The 19382-nt window shown below is 40.2% G+C and carries 20 protein-coding genes and 1 pseudogene; 6 read left to right on the top strand and 15 right to left on the bottom strand.

The features are described 5' to 3' along the window. Positions 1–91: 91 nt before the first annotated feature. The 4 genes from IGI68_RS07200 to IGI68_RS07185 are packed head-to-tail and all read right to left on the bottom strand — an operon-like array spanning position 92 to position 3907. Positions 92–1165, bottom strand: coding sequence for an ABC transporter substrate-binding protein (locus tag IGI68_RS07200; RefSeq protein ID WP_071875316.1), 1074 nt, complete (start codon positions 1163–1165; stop codon positions 92–94). Continuing rightward, positions 1165–2004: an ABC transporter permease gene (locus IGI68_RS07195; protein WP_071875315.1), complete on the bottom strand. Its 840-nt coding sequence runs from the start codon at positions 2002–2004 to the stop codon at positions 1165–1167. Before IGI68_RS07195 ends, IGI68_RS07200 begins: the two co-directional genes overlap by 1 nt. Next, the gene (locus tag IGI68_RS07190) at positions 2001–2810 is read right to left on the bottom strand and encodes an ABC transporter permease (protein ID WP_071875314.1); all 810 of its coding nucleotides are present in this window, start codon (positions 2808–2810) and stop codon (positions 2001–2003) included. The genes IGI68_RS07195 and IGI68_RS07190 overlap by 4 nt, the downstream gene beginning before the upstream one ends. Before the next feature lie 11 nt (positions 2811–2821). Further along, on the bottom strand, positions 2822–3907 hold the full coding sequence (locus IGI68_RS07185; protein WP_071875313.1) for an ABC transporter ATP-binding protein: 1086 nt from the start codon (positions 3905–3907) through the stop codon (positions 2822–2824). Positions 3908–4149: 242 nt separating this feature from the next. Here IGI68_RS07185 and IGI68_RS07180 point away from each other — a divergent pair, with 242 nt between their 5' ends. The 4 genes from IGI68_RS07180 to IGI68_RS07165 are packed head-to-tail and all read left to right on the top strand — an operon-like array spanning position 4150 to position 7101. Continuing rightward, a complete protein-coding gene (locus IGI68_RS07180; RefSeq protein WP_438731838.1) occupies positions 4150–5133 on the top strand; it encodes a YhdH/YhfP family quinone oxidoreductase in 984 nt (327 codons plus the stop codon). Positions 5134–5135: 2 nt separating this feature from the next. Then, on the top strand, positions 5136–5894 hold the full coding sequence (locus IGI68_RS07175; RefSeq protein WP_438731834.1) for a phosphopantothenate--cysteine ligase: 759 nt from the start codon (positions 5136–5138) through the stop codon (positions 5892–5894). Between the two features lies 1 nt (position 5895). Beyond that, positions 5896–6444: a phosphopantothenoylcysteine decarboxylase gene (gene coaC / locus IGI68_RS07170; RefSeq protein ID WP_438731831.1), complete on the top strand. Its 549-nt coding sequence runs from the start codon at positions 5896–5898 to the stop codon at positions 6442–6444. Positions 6445–6453: 9 nt separating this feature from the next. Next, positions 6454–7101: an ECF transporter S component gene (locus IGI68_RS07165; RefSeq protein WP_071875309.1), complete on the top strand. Its 648-nt coding sequence runs from the start codon at positions 6454–6456 to the stop codon at positions 7099–7101. Positions 7102–7235: 134 nt separating this feature from the next. On the opposite strand, the pseudogene IGI68_RS07160 reads toward IGI68_RS07165, so the two are convergent. From IGI68_RS07160 to tnpA, 5 genes and pseudogenes are all read right to left on the bottom strand, one after another. After that, positions 7236–7715: pseudogene (locus tag IGI68_RS07160) on the bottom strand (hypothetical protein); the annotation flags it as partial. 386 nt (positions 7716–8101) lie between these two features. Beyond that, entirely contained in the window at positions 8102–9517 is a 1416-nt protein-coding gene (locus IGI68_RS07155) for a family 43 glycosylhydrolase (protein ID WP_438731826.1), read from the bottom strand. Positions 9518–9581: 64 nt separating this feature from the next. Beyond that, positions 9582–10067 carry an alpha-L-arabinofuranosidase C-terminal domain-containing protein gene (locus IGI68_RS07150; protein WP_438731823.1) on the bottom strand — a complete coding sequence of 162 codons (486 nt, stop codon included), beginning with the start codon at positions 10065–10067 and terminating at the stop codon, positions 9582–9584. A gap of 68 nt (positions 10068–10135) precedes the next feature. Beyond that, positions 10136–11254, bottom strand: coding sequence for an IS200/IS605 family element RNA-guided endonuclease TnpB (gene tnpB, locus IGI68_RS07145; RefSeq protein ID WP_438730138.1), 1119 nt, complete (start codon positions 11252–11254; stop codon positions 10136–10138). A 25-nt stretch (positions 11255–11279) separates the two neighbouring features. After that, positions 11280–11681 (bottom strand): IS200/IS605 family transposase, encoded by a 402-nt coding sequence (tnpA, locus tag IGI68_RS07140; protein WP_438731820.1) that lies wholly within the window; start codon positions 11679–11681, stop codon positions 11280–11282. Between the two features lie 299 nt (positions 11682–11980). Here tnpA and IGI68_RS07135 point away from each other — a divergent pair, with 299 nt between their 5' ends. Continuing rightward, positions 11981–12691 carry a GntR family transcriptional regulator gene (locus IGI68_RS07135; RefSeq protein WP_438733245.1) on the top strand — a complete coding sequence of 237 codons (711 nt, stop codon included), beginning with the start codon at positions 11981–11983 and terminating at the stop codon, positions 12689–12691. Between the two features lie 96 nt (positions 12692–12787). On the opposite strand, the gene murB is transcribed toward IGI68_RS07135, so the two are convergent. The 4 genes from murB to IGI68_RS07115 form a co-directional block, all read right to left on the bottom strand. After that, positions 12788–13651 (bottom strand): UDP-N-acetylmuramate dehydrogenase, encoded by an 864-nt coding sequence (gene murB, locus IGI68_RS07130; protein WP_438733243.1) that lies wholly within the window; start codon positions 13649–13651, stop codon positions 12788–12790. Between the two features lie 273 nt (positions 13652–13924). Beyond that, complete coding sequence (locus IGI68_RS07125; RefSeq protein ID WP_438731817.1) at positions 13925–15166, bottom strand: amidohydrolase; 1242 nt, start codon at positions 15164–15166, stop codon at positions 13925–13927. Then, on the bottom strand, positions 15163–16410 hold the full coding sequence (locus IGI68_RS07120; protein ID WP_438731814.1) for an amidohydrolase: 1248 nt from the start codon (positions 16408–16410) through the stop codon (positions 15163–15165). The genes IGI68_RS07125 and IGI68_RS07120 overlap by 4 nt, the downstream gene beginning before the upstream one ends. A gap of 27 nt (positions 16411–16437) precedes the next feature. After that, entirely contained in the window at positions 16438–17145 is a 708-nt protein-coding gene (locus IGI68_RS07115) for an ankyrin repeat domain-containing protein (RefSeq protein WP_438731811.1), read from the bottom strand. Between the two features lie 115 nt (positions 17146–17260). Between IGI68_RS07115 and IGI68_RS07110 the strand changes: the two genes are divergently transcribed. After that, entirely contained in the window at positions 17261–18139 is an 879-nt protein-coding gene (locus IGI68_RS07110; protein WP_438731808.1) for a LysR family transcriptional regulator, read from the top strand. A gap of 112 nt (positions 18140–18251) precedes the next feature. Here the strand turns inward: IGI68_RS07110 and IGI68_RS07105 are convergent, their stop codons facing one another. Together IGI68_RS07105 and tsaE are read right to left on the bottom strand one after the other, a co-directional pair. Further along, on the bottom strand, positions 18252–18779 hold the full coding sequence (locus tag IGI68_RS07105; protein WP_438731805.1) for a GNAT family N-acetyltransferase: 528 nt from the start codon (positions 18777–18779) through the stop codon (positions 18252–18254). Beyond that, positions 18776–19243, bottom strand: a complete 468-nt coding sequence (tsaE, locus tag IGI68_RS07100) for a tRNA (adenosine(37)-N6)-threonylcarbamoyltransferase complex ATPase subunit type 1 TsaE (protein WP_273229499.1) — start codon at positions 19241–19243, stop codon at positions 18776–18778. Before tsaE ends, IGI68_RS07105 begins: the two co-directional genes overlap by 4 nt. Positions 19244–19382 lie beyond the last annotated feature (139 nt).

Here is a 19382-nt window from a genome sequence, read left to right as displayed (position 1 = left end):
ATTTTTCCTACTAGAAAAACCAAACAGCCAACAAAAACATCAAGTGTTTTCGCTGGCTATTTGACTTATATAAAGCAATATTCTATTCTTCCTACTGACGGTACATCTTTAACTCAAGGAATAAATCATTGTAGATACTAATGTATTCAGGTCCTAAGTTTTCATAGACTTCCAAGCGGGCGATGAGTTCGTCGTTTGGATAAAATTGTTCGTCTTCAGTAATTTCGGGTGGTAAAAGAGCCATCGCTGCTTGATTAGGTGTTGAGTAGCCGATGTATTCGGCATTTTGCGCAGCGACTTCAGGACGTAACATGAAGTTGATAAAATCATAGGCACCTTGCACGTTTTTCGCGTTATGAGGAATCACGATGTTATCAAACCACAAGTTCGATCCTTCTTCTGGAATGACGTAATGAATGTGTTCATTTTCATACATCATATCCGCCGCTTCTCCAGAAAACGTGATCGCAACAGGGGTTTCTTCGTTGATCATGTACATTTTGATTTCATCAGCGACAAGCGCTTTGACGTTTGGCATTAAATCGCGCAAAAGTGTCACGGCTTCATTGAGCTCTGCGTCATCGGTACTATTTAAGGAGTATCCGAGTGTGTTTAATCCAATTCCAATGACTTCTCGCGCACCGTCAATCATCATGACGCTATTTTCAAGCGATGGATCCCAAAGGTCCGACCATTTACGCATCGCGTCTTCTTCGATGAACTTGTCGTTATAAACAATCCCGAGCGTTCCCCAGAAATAAGGGACGGAATAGTGATTTCCTGGATCAAAACTCATATCTAAAAAGCGCGGGTCAATATTTTCCATGCCTTCTAAACGGCTATAATCAAGCGGTTGAACGAGTTTTTCTTCAATCATCTTTTCAATCATGTACTCACTTGGAATCGTAATATCATACGACGTGCCGCCTTGCGACAATTTTGTGAACATGCCTTCGTTTGAATCAAAGGTCTCGTAATTCACTTTATAGCCAAATTCTTTTTCGAAATCTTTCAGTAATTCTGGATCGATATAATCGCCCCAGTTATAAATATTCACAACTTGTGCGCCAGCCATGCCCGTGCTTCTTTCGAGTTGTTTTACACCTAAGAACGCCACCAAAATAATTAAGAGAATGCCTATAATGAGTGATTGTAATTTTTTCATTAGATGGAAGACACTCCTCTCGTTGCTTGTCGACCACGTTTTAATTTTTTCGGTACATTTTCTTTACTAATTAAATAATAACCGACCACTAAAATCATGGAGAATAAGAACACTAATGTACTTAAGGCATTAATTTCTAAACTAATTCCTTGTCTCGCACGTGAGTATATTTCAACGGATAAGGTACTAAAACCGTTTCCTGTCACAAAAAACGTCACAGCAAAATCATCAAGAGAGTACGTAAAGGCCATGAAATAACCGGCAATAATCCCTGGTGATAAAAACGGTAAAATAATGCGTTGGATGACTTGGAGATAATTCGCGCCAAGGTCTAATGCAGCATCGACCATCGAATCGTTCATCTCTTTTAACTTTGGTAAGACCATTAAGACGACGATCGGAATACTAAACGCAACGTGAGAAAAGAGCACGGTATAAAAACCGAGGCTAAAGTTTCTTAACAAGCCGCCGATAGTTGTAAAGAAAATCAAGAAACTTGCCCCAATAATCACATCGGGAGAAACCAGTAAAATGTTATTTAAACTCATTAACGTATTGCGTAAGCGCCGTTTTCGCGTATAGTAAATTCCCATCGCACCAAACGTTCCAATAATGGTCGCGATTAAAGCGGAGAGAAACGCGAGCATAAAGGTTTCTAACACAATAATCAGTAAACGGGTATCCTCAAACACCGCCGTATAATGTTCCCATGTAAAGCCCGTGAATTCATTCATTGTTCCACCGGCATTGAACGAATAGAAAATCAAATAAAAAATCGGTGTATACAGTAAAATAAATACGAGGGTTAAATAAAAGCGAGGCCAAATTTTCTTACTCATTTGTTTTGTCCTCCTTTCGCTCTTTCACCGGTTAATGACATCACGACAAACATCGCGATAATCAAAATCACACCGATGGTTGACCCCATTCCCCAGTTTTGTGTCACGAGGAAATGTTGCTCAATAGCGGTTCCTAACGTAATAACCCGATTTCCACCAATTAAACGCGTTAACATAAAGAGTGAAAGCGATGGAATAAAGACCGCTTGCACGCCACTTTTCACCCCATTTAACGAAAGCGGGAAAATGACACGACGGAAGGTCTCAAATTGATTGGCCCCTAAGTCTTTACTCGCGCTAATTAAGGAAGGATTGAGTTCTTCTAACGCATTATAAATGGGAATAATCATAAACGGTAACTCGATGTACGTCGCAACCGTTAGGAAACTCACATCGGTAAATAAGATTTGTTTGGCACCAATACCAAAGAAAGATAAGAAACCATTCATGCTGCCGTTAATCCCAAAAATCCCAATAAAGGCATAGGCTTTCAGTAGTAAGTTAATCCAAGTTGGTAAAATAATCAGGAGTAACCACAAATCTTTGTGTTTTAATTTTGTTAAATAATAAGCCGTTGGATAGCTAATGATAAACGTGATAAAGGTAATCAAAAAGGCGTACCAAATTGAATTTAACGTCATCGTTAAGTATTTTCCTGAACTAAAATAATCTTGGTAATTCGCAAGAGTAAACGTGCCACTCATATCAAAAAACGATTGATACACAATCAATAGAACGGGTGCTAATACAAACAATAGAAGCCACAACACATAAGGCACGGCGTAAATACGTCTAACTTTTGTCATGTTCGTCCCCCCTACTCTTCGTAACTTTCAAGACGTGCATCAAAGTCTTCTTCAGATTCGTTAAAACGCATCACGTGGATATCTTCTGGTTCAAAGAAGAGACCGACTTCGCTACCTTCTTGTGCTTTACGGGTCGAGTGAACCATCCATTCATTACCTTCTGCATCGTAACAAATAATCTCATAATGCACCCCACGGAATAACTGCGTATCGACACGTGCGACCAGCTTGCCTTTTTCAACCGTCGTCAACGATAAATCTTCCGGACGAATGACAATTTCAACGGGTTCATTCTTACGCATCCCACCATCGACACATTCAAATTGCTTGCCGACAATTTCAATTAAATAATCATCAATCATCGTCGCTTTAATAATATTACTTTCGCCAATAAAATCAGCAACGAAGTTATTGATTGGTTCATCATAAATATCAACTGGCGTTCCACTTTGAACGATTTCACCTTGATTTAAAACGAAAATTTCATCACTCATCGCCAGGGCCTCTTCTTGATCGTGTGTCACGAAAATAAAGGTAATACCGAGTCGTTGTTGCAATTCACGTAATTCATATTGCATATCTGTGCGCAATTTTAAATCGAGCGCCGAAAGTGGCTCATCGAGTAACAAGACTTTTGGTTCATTGACAATTGCCCGCGCAATCGCCACACGTTGGCGTTGACCACCGGACATTTCACTGATTTCACGGTTTTCATACCCCGCTAAACGAACGAGGCGTAACGCTTCTTCGACTTTTTCTTTGATTTGATTTTTCGGTAACTTCTTGATTTTTAAACCGAAAGCCACATTCTCAAAGACATTCATATGTGGAAAAAGTGCATAATCTTGGAAGACTGTATTTACTTGGCGTTGATTCGCAGGCACATCATTGATGCGTTTGCCTTCAAAATAAACATCGCCCTCACTTGCCTCGGAAAACCCCGCAATTATCCGTAATATGGTTGTCTTGCCACAGCCCGAAGGCCCGAGCAACGTATAAAACTTTCCTTCTTCTATCTCAAAACTAACACCTTTAAGTATCGTTTCGTCATCGTATCGTTTCACCACATCTGTGAATGAAATGATTGGTTTTCCCATTTTTCTTCCTCCCCAATTGGTTGATTATATGCTCTTTTATATCCGTTTTTTCCTATATCACTGTTAGTCTTTCGAACTGCTCGTTTATTTGATTTCAGACCAGAACATACTTGTTAAGAATAGTGTTTTTCATATCAAATTACAAGTTTATTTGCTTTTTTTGTCTAATTTTCGCAAAAGCCTAATTATATGGTATGATATCTCTAATTTCTAATCAAATTTATTCTAAAGGAGTGGGATTCATGTCCGGTTTTATCGCTTTTGAAGTCAACCAAGAGGCACACGTTTTTTCACGTGGATTAATCAAAAAAGAAAGACAACCTTTACAAGACGGGTTTGTTGAAATTCGAGTAGCGTATTCAGATATTAATTACAAAGATGCGCTTGCTGCATCTAAAAATGGTGGGGTCATTCGCCAATACCCGATGGTACCCGGAATCGATTTAGCGGGGGAAATCGTGCAATCAGCAGACGAAGCGTTTCCAGTGGGCGAGCATGTCTTAGTGACTGGTTATGGTCTAGGCGTCAGCGCACCTGGTGGCTACAGCCAATATCAACAAGTTCCTACCAAATGGCTCATTAAAATTCCTGAAGCCTTAGATGCCAAACGAGCTATGATGTTTGGGACGGCTGGTTTTACTGCTGCATTGGCCGTTTTAGCCTTAGAAGAAAAAAAATATCCTAAAGAAGCGGCGATTTATGTGACTGGCGCATCGGGTGGTGTAGGTAGTCTTTCGATTCACTTATTACACAAACTAGGGTATCGAAATATTGTGGCTGTGACGCGTAAAAAAGCCGAATGGTTAACCGCTTTAGGTGCCACTGAAATCGTGGCACCGTCTGAAATCATTCCGTCTACGATTAAACCACTGGCTCGTCAAACAATTACCGCCATTATTGATACGGTCGGCGGAGAGCTTTTATCAGCATTATTACCGCAACTCGTTTATAATGGCAGTGCCTACCTTTGTGGCAATGCGGGTGGAATCACGTTTGAAACAACGGTCTTACCGTTTATCTTACGCGGTATCCAAGTCATTGGAATTGACTCCGTAGCGGTTGATCAAGCGGTGCGTCAGACCGTTTGGGATTTTTTAGCCGCCCACCACGAGCTGCTTAACCAAATGAAAATCAGAGAAGTTTTATTAAGCGATTTAGATGAAACAATTGAGGCGCTCCTTGCAGGAGAACATGAAGGTCGGACAATTGTAAAATTGGATGTGTAAAGATGAAGCAAATATTAATTACAGCGGGCGGAACTGCTGAAAAAATTGATCAAGTCCGTTCGATTACCAATCATTCTACCGGGCAATTAGGTTCTCTAATAGCGGAAGCCTTTTTAGCTCACGGTTATCAAGTGGATTATCTCACAACACCCACCGCACTACGACCAGTCAATCAAGACGGATTAGCACTCCACTTTATTCAAGATACAAAAGAACTTGACGAAACATTAACTTGGTTATTGCAACAAAAACCATATGATGCCGTCATTCACAGTATGGCTGTCAGTGATTTTACACCCGCCAACAGTTTTACGCTTGAAGCATTTACGAAAAAGATCAATCAGCAATTAACGAAACACTCAGCGCCTTTCACCAAAGAAGACGTTGCTAGCTTAATTGAACAGACGACAGCACAAGAAACAGCGACAAAAATTTCCTCAGATACCGATTATTTATTTTTAGTACTCAAAAAAACGCCGAAAGTCATTAAAAAAATCAAAGAAATTCAGCCAAATACGATTCTCGTAAGTTTTAAATTACTCGTCAATGTAACCCAAGAAACGCTTTTTGAAGTCGCACAAGAAAGCATGGCAAAAAATCATGGGGATTACGTGTTAGCAAACGATCTAACTTCGATTCATGTCGGTTCCCATACGGGCTATTTAATTGATAAAGAAGGGACTCTTATCGGAGGCGCCCAAACAAAAGCCGATATCGCAACACTGATTACCGGTACATTACTAGATAGGAGAGCTGATTAACGTGACGCAAAAAACAATCTTACTCGGAATTTCCGGTAGTATTTCTGCCTACAAAGCAGCCGATTTAACCAATGAGCTCACAAAACTTGGTTATGCCGTCGATGTTGTTATGACCCAAAGTAGCCAAGCGTTCATCACGCCGCTCACGTTACAATCGCTCTCAAAGCGTCTGGTTCATACCGATGTAATGACTGAACCACAAGCCGATAAAATCAATCATATTGAACTAGCCAAACAAGCGGATCTCTTTGTCGTAGCACCCGCCAGTGCGAATATCATTGGGAAGTTAGCCAATGGTCTGGCCGATGATTTACTGACCACGGTGGCGCTCGCCTTAGAAAGTCAGGTACCTAAACTCATTGCACCCGCGATGAATACGCAAATGTATCTGAATCCTGCTGTTCAAAAAAATCTTGCCACCCTAAAAGAGTATGGTTATGCAGAAATTCAGCCTCGTGAAGCTTTGTTAGCTTGTGGCGATTATGGCCCAGGAGCATTGGCCACGGTCGAAACCATCATTCAATCCATCACAAAAATTTTTAATATATAAGGAGTAGCCATGAAAAATAAAGAAAAAACCTTTCAACTTGTCTTAACCGCCCTCTTTTTGAGTGTGATGATTTTACTTGCCAGTGTCCCTTTCCTCGGATTCATTCCGATTGGACCCATTAACGCGACAACACTTCATATTCCTGTCATCATCGCGTCTATTGTCTTAGGACCAAAAATTGGCGGTTTCTTAGGCGGCTGTTTTGGACTTATTAGTATGATTCGTTCAACCATGATTATTACGCCAATGTCTTTTGTCTTCTCACCCTTTATTGCGCCCCTTGGAACCGATGGCGCAGGAAGTTGGAAAGCCTTGTTAGTGGCTTTTATTCCTCGTATCTTAATCGGTGTCGTTCCTTACTTTGTCTATCGTTGGAGCCAAAACTATTTCAAAGGCCGTGGCCAATACTTCGCCTTGTTCTTAGCAGGCATGGCGGGTGGCTTAACGAATACGATTCTTGTCATGAACATGATTTATTTCTTATTCAAACCAGAATATGCCCAAGTTCTCGGACAAGCTGGTGATGCAGTATACGCGGCGATTATCTCCATCGTATTTGCCCAAGGAATCCCGGAAGCAATCGTTGCCGGACTCGCAACGGCTGCGGTTTCGATTGTGTTACTGAAATTTATGGAACAACGAAAACAACATCTTTAAAAAGAAATGATGAACCCCCTCAGAGAAAAAAATTCTGAGGGGGATTAATGCTGTTGCGGGCTCTTTTCAACTAATTTAAAAGCCATACATATTATTTGATATTGATCATTTTTCATGAATATAAACTAATGATATTAATTAGTGTTATCTGTTGGTTCCTCCAATTCTTGATAATTAAAATAATCAAACTCTGCGAATGTATCATATCCTGCGTAATCAACTGCCGCCAAACCAACAAATGCACCTGTGAAAAAAACACCATGAGTTTCTGCTACATAATCATCGGAAAGAATTGCTGCATCAAACTCAACAGGTATCTCAAACCAATGTTCTCCATCAAAAGAATAGTGATAAGTATACGTTTCCTTACAAACCTCTGTACGAAACCAAACATATTCTATGTTATCAGGAATTTTAACAGCATCTTCTTTCAAAATAGAACGGTAAATGCCTCTATTATTCTCTGCTACTTCAATTACCTGCCCATTCAACTCATTCCAAGTTACAAAAATAAATGACCAGTGTTTATCATTATAAAAGTTCGTTAAGCCTGCCATTTGTTGATAAGAAAATAGAAGCCATCTAAGACGAGTTGCATTTGAACAATCATATGAATTTACTTAGTTCAATAGTAGGTCAAATAATCTTTTTGTAATATAAAGTGGGACGTTGACGCTTTTCCCAATATTCCACGTCCATCTCTTTGAACATGTAAACTTTTGGGAAGCGTAAGATCTGCCAAGGATAATTTTTTAGTAATACTCATTAATTCCTCGCTCATTTTATCTACAATTTCATATTACTGTTTCATTATCCACATCTCTTTCCAAAAAAATGGTATTACGTAAAACTGAATCATTTTCATATAGTAAGATTAAAATATGTGTCTAATCAGAAAAACTGATATACTCTAATTCGTTTTGAATATCCTGTATTTCTTAAATTAAATTTCTGTATGATATAATTTATTACTTCAAACCACAGCTTAGGATTTTTTTAGTTAAGTTAACGTAAACGAGAGAAAGCTCGCATGACCACTTCCCTTAAAAGTAAAATACAAGGCATGGATACCATCCGGAATATTGATATCTATGCTGTTTTCAGTCCAAATATTAGTATACTTAACCGGAATTTCACCAATGACTTCACCGTTCCACGAGGTTTTTACCTCAAAACGACCATCCGCATAGCCTCTTGTTTTTATGCTAATATGCTTAATATTTTCAAAATCAAAGTATTTAAAACCAACTGTTGCTCCCTCACGCATATTTGCAACATAGCTCACTTCAGCATCTCCATCTTTGCCTTCTTGAGTAATCTTTGGAAATGAGTTATTCATCCAAGCATCAAAGGGAGCCGAATACATCTCTTCTTCCTGACAGAATAAATTACAAGCGATGTATGTTGGATACTCACCGGTACCTAAAAAAGGTTTTTTATTCATCCCTAAAGAAGTCATCTCGACTTGTGGAATTGAACCATCGGGTAGTATTTTAATAGGCTCTGCCATGCCTTGACGACTAAAATTAGTGCCATTTGTATGACGGTGATAAAATATATACCAATCATCATTGATGCACGCCATACCTCCGTGATTATTTCCACCATAATACATTGGCTGATTAATAGGTTTATAGGAGTCAATGCCGATGTCATTATTACTAATGACTACTCCTCGATATTCAAAACCTTTAGTTGGGTAGCTACTAGTTGCATAACATAATTCATGCATAACAACAGATGAATAAACTAAATAATATATGGAATTAATTTTTCGGATTGAGGCACCTTCAAAAAATGGATGTTCTTCAAAAGTTGTTCCCTTAGCACGAGACTCTGAGGGGATAACAAATTGTGGTTCCTTAATAATAGTTAGCATATCTTCGTTCAATACTGTCACCATCATTCCCGACCGACTATCATCATTGAATCCTCCACATCCGGTATATAAATAGACTTTACCATTCTCCATTAGAATTGCTGGATCGAACTGGGGTTCATCAGTCGATTTTTCACCTAACAACGTACCATCTTGATAGTGCACGTAACCATAAAATTCATACTTTCCCGCCGGAATATCGCAAACCGCAACGGATACGACAGAGACTTTATCTAATACATAATACAAATAATAGCGGCCATCTAATCCTCTAATAACATCTGGTGCATAAAGACACATTCGCCCATCTTCATTTAATGGATCGTCTGTCTTGCTATAAATGACTCCTTCATAACGCCAATTGTTCAATTCATCAACAGGAGCCGAATAACAAACATAATCATTTAAACAGTAAACATAACCGTTAAACTGATCGTGACTTCCATAAATATAAATTCTTCCATCAAATATACGAGGTTCACCATCGGGTATATACTCATATGAAGGAAGATAAGGGTTTCTAGCTTGTGTTTTCATATGTTCTCCTTCTGAAAATTGCCATATAAACTTATGAGTAAGTATAGACGGCAATATTATATTTTTATTTTTTTAATTTGATACTGACTACCCTACACTTAGGTAATGTCACATGTAAAACTGTTTGAATTACTTCTAAACCTTCACCAATGACAGTTTTTTTGTATTGTTTAAAAGGTTTTAGACATACGTTATTTTTAGCATCGAAATCGTTATATTCGTTAAAATCACCTGTTAATATTTCAGCTGCTACGACTTCAAAACTTCCTCCTAGTATAACCATATTTGTCGAAATAGGCTTATCATGACAACAATTACTTATTGTTACAAAAATTTCCCCTAACTCATTAATAGAAGCTGTATGAGAAAGTTCATCCAATGGTAGGTTTTCTGCCGTTAATGGCGTATTATTTCTATCAATTGCATTCGGATTAAAGATACTCTTATCATCAGTTGCTAGGTTCGTTTCGATACCATATGTCACTTTATCTACTGTTTGAAAACTCTCAAGTAACGTTGCTTCTTGATGCTCTTGATACAATTTAAACACATGATGACACTCCACACGACTAAAGTCGTCGGATTCTTAGGTAGTACGCCCTAACGGACGCAAATTGACTAAGCGATCCCCGAAAGTCCTTCGGTTTTAATATTTATGCTTGCATTAATATCTCTGTCATGAATTGTTCCACAATTTGAGCATACCCATTCACGAATATTTAGCTCTTTTTTGCCGTCATTATGACCACAAGAAGAACAAAGTTGTGAACTTGGGAAAAATCGGTCAACTTTAACTAAAGTACGACCTTTCCATGCACATTTATAGTCTAATTGTCGAACGAATTCACTCCAAGATACATCTGAAATTGACTTCGCTAATTTATGATTTTTAACCAACCCTTTTACATTCAAATCTTCAATACAAATGATTTGGTTCTCATCAGTAAGTCGTGAAGATAGTTTATGTAAAAAATCAGTACGTTGGTTGGCAATTTTCTCATGGATACGCGCAACTTTTACTTTTTGTTTTTGGTAGTTGCGACACTCATCTAATTTTCGATTGTGTTTTTTCGCAACTTCCAAACGCTTGGAAAGTTTTCGTTGTTCGCGTATTAACCGTTGTTCAAGAGAGCGATAGAATCGATTATTATCGATTTTTTCTCCTGCGGATGTGATACAGAAATGAGTTAAGCCCAAATCTAATCCAATGTTATTTGCTACGGGTTCTTGTTGGAAATTCTCAGCATCAACTAAGAATGTCGCAAAATATTTCCCTGATTTAGTTTGACTGATCGTCACGTTCATTAATTTCCCTTTGAAACGCAATTCTTCTGCCATCTTGACCCAACCAACTTTAGAAACATAGAAGTATCGTCCGTTGACTTTCATGCCTACGGCAGTTCGATAGGATTTCTTTGAATATTTTTTACTCTTGAATTTAGGAAATCCGAATTTAGAGTTGAACGTATTTTTGTACGCTTTATTCAAATCCATATTCACTTGGCTTAGAGGTTGTGCTTCAACTTCTTTTAACCAAGAAAATTCTTCTTGCTTTTTCAGTCCAGCATAGGTCAGTTTGTTTTCAATATATTCAGGATTTTCTTTTTTCATCTTGTCATTCGTAATCCGTTGGTCAAGTAAAAAATTCCAGTAGAACCGAACACAACCAAAGGTTTTTTGAAATTGAATTTCCTGTCTTGAATTAGGGTAGATTCTGATTTTATGGGCTTTTTTCATTTCTGTACACCTCCTTAACGTAAACTCAATATCTTGTCCTTTGACTTTCTACATATCGTTTAATTGTTTCACTAGAAACATTCCCTGCTGTTGAAACAAAGTAAGATCGTGTCCAAACACTTGGCATTTTACTTAAATGTTCAAATGATTGTCGTAATTCTCTAGATGTTCTTCCCTTAATCACCTTCATGATATCCGCTGGTGAATAGGTAGGTTGAATATTTACAAAAAGATGACAATGATCTTTATCTGTCTCTATAGCCATGATTTCCCATTCATTTTCTTTACAGATTGAATGAACAAGAGATTTAAAACGAGCGTCTACTTCGGAATTGACAAATAGTTTCCGACGATATCTAGGACAAAAAACAAAATGATAGTTGAGTAACGATACAGTTGTCTTAGAATGTCTATATTCGTTATCCATGAGTCTATTATACACCAGAAAGTGTATTAAATAAATTTTATTATACACAAATAGTAACATTTTTTTGACTTTATCATGTGGAGTTTGTTCACACAGGTTCGCGACTTCCCATGCAGGCACAGACTATATCTTATCCTTCAACTTTACTTGTTAAGGCGAAACCACTTCCACATGCTTGTGTGGACTTCCCTCATGAGGAATAGTCGTTGAACCTTCCTATTTCTAGGCTTGGCTGCTGATTTTCGATTATGTGAACACTTAGGATTTAATAAGGTCATGATGAAAGGTGGCCAATGAAAGTGACAAAGTACGAGACAATCGCCAATGTATTGTGCGAAAGAATTCAAAATGGGATTTATCCGACAGACTCACTGTTACCAAACCAACTAGAGCTGGTAGATGAATTTAATGTCAGTCGAGCGACGATCAAAAAAGCCATTAACATTTTAGCAATGGAAGGGCTCGTTTATAGTCAGCGCGGTTCTGGAACGCGGGTACTGAAAAGCAGTATTTGGGGAGCTGAAAACGATTCGGCGACTGAATATGACGGTCTAAGTAAACAAATGAAAAATCGGAATCTCACGAGTCAAGTGATTGTCTTTGAAGTGGAATTTCCAGATGAAACGATTAAGAAAAAATTACTTTTAGAAAGTCATCAACCTGTGTACAAAATTATTCGTCTGCGACTGTTAGATGGCAATCCCTATGTCTTAGAACATACTTACATGCCGACGGAACTCGTTCCCAATTTGACTCCCACTATCTTGGAACAGTCGATTTACGACTACCTCCATCAAGAATTAGGCATTTATTTTGCGGGTGCCTATCGTAATTTGAAAGCTGATAAAGCCGATCACTATGACACGGATTATCTCAATTGCCAAGTCACCGATCCGATTTTAGAAGTGGAACAAGTGATTTATCTAAAAAATGGGCAACCCATCGAATACTCTCGCAGTCGCAATCGTTTCGATCAACGGAGCTATTCAATCTTAGATGTGATGGAATAATACGAATTTTAGTCATCAACACTAAAAGTTATACAGCCAAAAAGCGTTGCGACAGTCTGAGTTTCATCAGAGTGTCGCAACGCTTTTTAGTTTCCTTTATTCTTCGCCTATAATGCGTACTTCTGGTTCTAACGTGACGGCGAATTTTTCTTTGATAACGGCTTGAATATGCGCGATTAATTGAATGTAGTCAGTGGCCGTTGCTTGATTGATATTGACAATAAAGCCAGCATGTTTCATCGAAATTTGCGCGCCACCGAGTGTATAGCCTTGTAAACCGGCATCTTGGACGAGTTTGCCCGTAAAGTGACCTTCCGGACGTTTAAAGACGCTACCACATGACGGGTATTCTAACGGTTGTTTCGCTTCACGTAACTCGGTCAATTCGCGCATTTTCGCTTTGATTTCAAGTGGATTGCCTTTTTTCAAAGCAAAACGGCTACTCAACACAATGCCACCAAGTTCTTGAATCTGACTATGTCGATAACGAAACGCCATCGAATCTTGGTCCATTGTAATGATTTCACCACTTGGCAATAAGACTTCTGCTGAGACAAAAATATCTTTGATCTCGCCACCATAGGCTCCTGCATTCATAAAGACGGCACCGCCGACACTACCGGGAATGCCACAAGCAAACTCGAAGCCTGTTAAGGACGCGTCACGTGCGACTTGACTGACTTCAATCAGACGGGCGCCCGATTCAACAATTATCGTCTCACCTTCAAGCTTAATTTGTTTCATTTCCAGCAAAATGATGACCACACCACGGATGCCACGATCACGAACAATGAGGTTACTCGCATTGCCTAACACAATCCAAGGAATATCTTCATTTCGACAATAATCGACTAACGCTTTTACTTGGGCGCTCGTGTTCGGAAAGGCTAGAATATCCGCTGGGCCCCCTGTTTCAGTGTAAGTATATTTTTTTAATGGTTCATCTTTATATAAAATCATTTCAGGAAAGGCATGGATTAAGGCTTCTTTAAAATTAACATTCACGATTTTTCTACTCCCTTTTTTTCATCTCTATCATTCTAGCATTTTTCCTACAGCCTGACCACAATCTTAGAGAAAATCACCTTTTTTTGTCCTGGCACTTTGAGAAAGTCTTAAGGTTTTGACAAGCCCTTGTCATCCTTATTTCGCAAAAAAAAAAAAAGGAAAGCTTCAGAAGTCAACACACTCCTGAAGTTTTCCTGTTAACGCATAATCGATTCTCCGCCGATTTTATTTTGAAGGGACGTGAAGATTTGATGAGGCTTGGTACAATTTCCCTTGATGCATCAACTGACGATTTTGTGGGACACGAGCCACTACTTCGGCACTACAACTAGCCTCCACAAAGACAAAGCTCGCTTCATCGCCAACTACTGGCCAAACTTGTTGGCCGTTTGCATCGAGTGGCGTGATTCCTTGAGTGATCAGTCCTAAACTTTCTCTTAACGCCCGTTCGCTTGATTTTCCAGTATATTCACAAAACTGTTGAACTTTTTCTAAAATATCACCAGAAAAATTGGGATTCCATGAGTCATAAAAGCCATCACATCCGACCGATACGCGCACCCCTTGTTGCCGTAACGTATCAATTGGAATCAACTGGTTATGAATGGATATCGGAATGGTCGTCATGATTTCAACTTGCTGCGCGCGCAATTTTTGAGCAAAGTTCGTTTGCATCGCTGGACTTAAATGTGCTAAACCAAATGCATGACTAAAAGCTGTTCGTCCGGTATACCCACAAGCTTCAACCATCTCTAACCAGCGATCCATCGTGTAAAACCCAACTTCGCCACGATCATGGAGATGCATATCGACATCGACATCAAACTCCTGAGCAAGCGCCATGGTCAAGGCCAAGGATTCTTCCACCGCTTGATCAATTCCTGCAGGATCAAGCGCCCCTAAAATCGTCGCACCTGAGGCTAACGCTTGGCGTAATAAATCAGGCACTTCCGCGTGTTCTAGTAAACCATGTTGAGGAAAGGCGACAATCTCATACGTTAAATACGGTTCATATTTTTTCAGTGCTTTTTTGACGCCTTCTAAATTTCGCAACCCAATAAACGGATCAATATTGACGTGCGTCCGAATATGATTGACACCATAAGATAAGTGACGTTCGATCATAGCCGAAGCTCGTTGTTCGACACTTTCTGCTAGTACTTCTAACTCGGCTGCTTCTAACGCCAAACGCTCTGAAAGTTTGCTCACTGGGCGACATGCTTTCCATCCTAAAGACAAATACGTTTTATCCAAATGATTGTGACGCTCTTTAAAAGCCGGTAAAGCCAGTTTGCCTGCCATATCAATAGCGGAAACTTCTGGCAGCACCTCACTTACCGGAAGGATTTGGACAATCCCCTCTTCACTAACTTCTAAATGAAATAATGCCGTTAGTGTTTGAACGTGCCCGTCCTCAGATACTTGCTCGCCGACTTCTAATCGGACATTTGTTAACCATGTACTCATCGCAATGCCCCCTTTTGTACCATTTCAACTTGATGAACGATGGCTCCTTTGGAAATCACGGTCGAAATCGGACATTTTCTCGCAATGAAATGCGCCGAACTCACCGCATCGACAAGAATCGCATTCGCACGATCGCCAACTTTCGGCCACTGCATGCAGCCTTCTTCCGTTAACGGAGTCAGACCGCCTGTCGCGTATTTCAACGATTGACCAAGATGCCATTCATCAATATAGCCAAAACGTTGGACAAAGTGATTCAGTTTTTGAATGGTATCCCCACTCCCAAAAGGAGACCAATGATCAATCAAACTGTCATGCCCAAAAGCCACGTCCACCCCGTTATCAAATAAATACTTGACTGGCAGCGTGATTGGTCCAGCACCCATCGCAACCGTTGTGGTAACACCGACTTTTAATTTGGCCATTCGTTTCACTAAAAATTCGAGTTCGGCAAGTGGTAAGTCTGCCAAAGCAAACGCATGACTCACGGTCACATTCTGCTCAAAAGGCTGACGTTCCATCTCATCTAATAAGCGATGAATCTCAAAAGCACCTAACGTATTGCGCTCATGTAAGTGCATATCCACCCCAATGTTATACTTACGTGCCAAATCAAACGTCAATTGAATGACCGCTTGACTTTGACGATCAATCACTGCCGGATCGACACCCCCAATATGGGTGACACCCATTTGCAATGCCTCTTCTAGTACCTCAAGAAATTCAGGTCCATTGCGCAGTAAGCCATGTTGCGGGAAAGCAACAATTTCATAGTCTAACTGATCGTCGTAATGCGCTAATACTCGTTTGGCAATGGCGACATGTTGTGTCCCAATATGCGGATCGACATTCACATGGGTCCGAATAAAGGTGTGGCCATTTTTTAGATAATGTTGCACCATGTGATGCGCCCGTTCTTCTGCCACGCTAAGTTGCTGAGGCAGCAAGGTCGCTTCTTCTTTAAAACGGGTAAAAATCCCATCCGTTGCGGGAACCGGTGCTTTCCACGGACCACCAAAATACGTTTTATCAATATGCGTATGCATTTCTTTAAACGAGGGCAAAAGTAGTTGCTCCTTGGCATCAATGATGACCGAATCATTCACCTCGATTGATTCGGCAATGTCAACAAATTCCCCCGCTTCCATCAAGACATCAAAAATACCCGTTTGGGTTGCCGTAACGAACGTCTCCTCATACACATAACCTGTTTCTAACCGCACATTTTTCAATAATAACCTCAAAAGCTTCACGCTCCTTTTTCTCGTTTTTTAGGCCCCTGCTGCTTGTAAAATTCGTTCAATCTCAGTAAAGCCACGATCGATCGCATGTTGTAAGGGTGTAACACCTTCACGGTCACCTTGTTTCACATCTGCTCCGTGATCGACTAATAATTGCACAATTTTTTGATACGTTTCACTACCATCACCTAAAATAACCGCTTCCAATAACGCTGTCCAATGCAAATTGTTCAGATGATTCACATCAACGTCAGATTGCGTTAACAAATATTCCACAATATCAACGTGTCCTCGATCAGCTGCCGGGATCAAGCCCGTGCCACCAAATCGATTGGTAATGGTCGTATCGGCACCTGCTTCAATGGCTAACTGGACAATCGCCAAATCGCCTGCTGCACTCGCATATAACAACACATTATCTTGATTGTGATTTCGACGATTCAAGTCTGCTCCTTGGGCAATCAAGGCTTCCACGGTTGCCACATGCGCCCCTTTTGTCGCAGCCATAATAGCCGTATCTCCTTGTTGATTCGTTGCATCAATCTTAGCGCCACTGGCTAATAATTCTAAGACACTTGCCGTATCACCCTTCGCCGCAGCCGTAATCAGTGCTTGTTCCATCTGAGTTTCCTCCCTTATTTCTGTCGTCATGGTCGATTCGTCAGAGGTTGCGACGTTTTGACAAGCGGTCAAGACGCTGACGCAAACAATACTCATAAAGATCATTTTTCGCTTCAAATCATCCTGCACCTCCTTATCCTCTATGGTATCATGAGGTTATCTATATGAAAAATATTAACAATATTCTTTTTAGCAATGTTTTACCTATACCTATGAAGAAAGGATGAGCGCGTTGGATATCCGCCAATTACGCTACTTTATTGCAATCGTCGAAGAAAAAACCATTTCAGCCGCCGCTAAACGACTGCATATGTCTCAACCACCTTTAAGCCAACAATTAAAAGCGATGGAAGAAGCCCTTGGAACGACATTAATCGAACGAAATGGAAAATCCTTAGCCGTGACGGAATCCGGAAAAACCCTCTATCAACATGCCTTAGAAATTGTTCAATTGATGGAAGAAGCCCAAACAGCCGTGACAGCAGTCGGCCAAGGCATGAATGGAAACCTATCATTAGGGGTCAATACATTCTCAGAGAATCTTTTGCCCGCAATCTTAGAAGACTTTCAAGCAGCATTTCCGGAAGTAACCTATAAAATCCAACAAAACGAATCGGTCCACCTTTGTCAATTAGTCCGTGAACGCGTCCTGGAACTCGCTATTATTCGACTCCCCTTACCTTTAGAGGACTTTCACGTGCTGCATTTACGGACAGAACCGTTTTATTTTGTGACTGCCCAAAAGTTACCCATCGAAAAAACAGAGATTGAGCTACGTGATTTGCAACAGTCCCGTCTAATTTTCCCGAGCACCGAAGGCTTAGGCGTCCATTATTTACTTCTAGAAGCCTTCTCTCGTTATCTGTTCACGCCTAATATCGTCGGCGAATGTTCCGATATTGAATTACTGATGACGTTAGTCGCAAACAATTTTGCTGCAACGATTGTTCCCGAAACACTCATTCCACGCTTCACGAAGCGAGCCGTCCATACTTACCGGATTGCGAACACCAGTGAATTAACGGGATCGGTCGGTCTCATTTGGTTAAAAAATCACCATTTATCAAAAGCTGCCCAGAATTTCATTTCCTTCTTACAAGCACGTCTATGACGAACACACCAAAAAACGATCATACCTCGTAGGTATGATCGTTTTTTATATGATGGGAAAATCCTTTAAAATGATGAACAGAAGCGTCTGTGATACTCGTCAATCGTTGGCTTTAATCATTCACCATATAACTCATCAGCCAAACCTTTAAAAAATGCCCGTCATCTGCTCTGGCTCCGCGTTCCATTAAGGATTCTTTTTTAAATCCAAATTTTTCATAGAGGGCGACGGCTCGTGGATTTTGTTCTTGAACCGTTAGTTCAATTCGGAATATTTCTTGGCTGGTCTGTGCCCATTCTAACAGTTCTTCGATTAAGATACTGCCGAGTCCAAGCCCCCAGTATTCTTTTAAAATCGAAACGCCTAACTCGCCAATATGTTTAATTCGTCTTTCCGGTTGTGACTTAATCGAAGCCGTCCCGACAATGCGGTCGTCGACTAAGGCTAAAAACAACACGTTAGAAGGACTTTCGTAAAGATCGGCCAACTGGAGTGCCAGTAATTCTTCCGGCAACTGAATACCGGCTTCATCCATCACTAAAAATTCAGTTTCTTGTCCAATTTGGCGCATCACCGTTAACAATTGCGCTGCATCGTCTGGGATGGCTTCACGAATGGTGATATTTAATTCCTCGCTCATTTTCCTGCCTCCCATGTCGTTTTAATCCGTTCTTCAAATGCTTGTGCCTTTGGACCAAAAGCCTGGAAAGTGACACTTCGACGGTCAGAATGGTCTGCGTCTTTTGTTAAAATGATTTCCAAGTAGCTTTCCGGCAAATACGTTTCAAGCAAATTGCCCCACTCAATGACACAAAGACCTTCACCTTCAAAATACTCATCTAAGCCTAAATCCCCTGCACTTTCACCCGTGCGATAAACATCCATATGGTATAAAGGAAGACGGCCTTGGGTGTACTCCCGAATAATTGTATAAGTCGGACTTTTAATCATTTGATCAATCCCGAGACCTTGGGCAATCCCTTTTGTCAGCGTTGTTTTGCCGGCACCTAGATCACCTGTTAATACAAGATTGTCGCCCGCTTGCGCAACCGTTCCAATCACTTGTGCAAACAGAATCGTTGCTTCTGGACTTTCTAACATCATCAATCAATGGACCTCCTTTCGTTTTTTGAAACATTAATAAAAATCAAAGGATTCATTCCCTTACCTACTTCCATCTCTTTTATAAAGAAGGAATGGCATTTTTTCTTCCTCCATCATATCACAAATGTTGCGAAGTGCG

It is taken from the genome of Enterococcus sp. DIV1314a (assembly GCF_051713805.1).
Lineage (GTDB): Bacteria > Bacillota > Bacilli > Lactobacillales > Enterococcaceae > Enterococcus_I > Enterococcus_I aquimarinus.
This window is presented reverse-complemented; position numbering and strand designations above follow the sequence as displayed.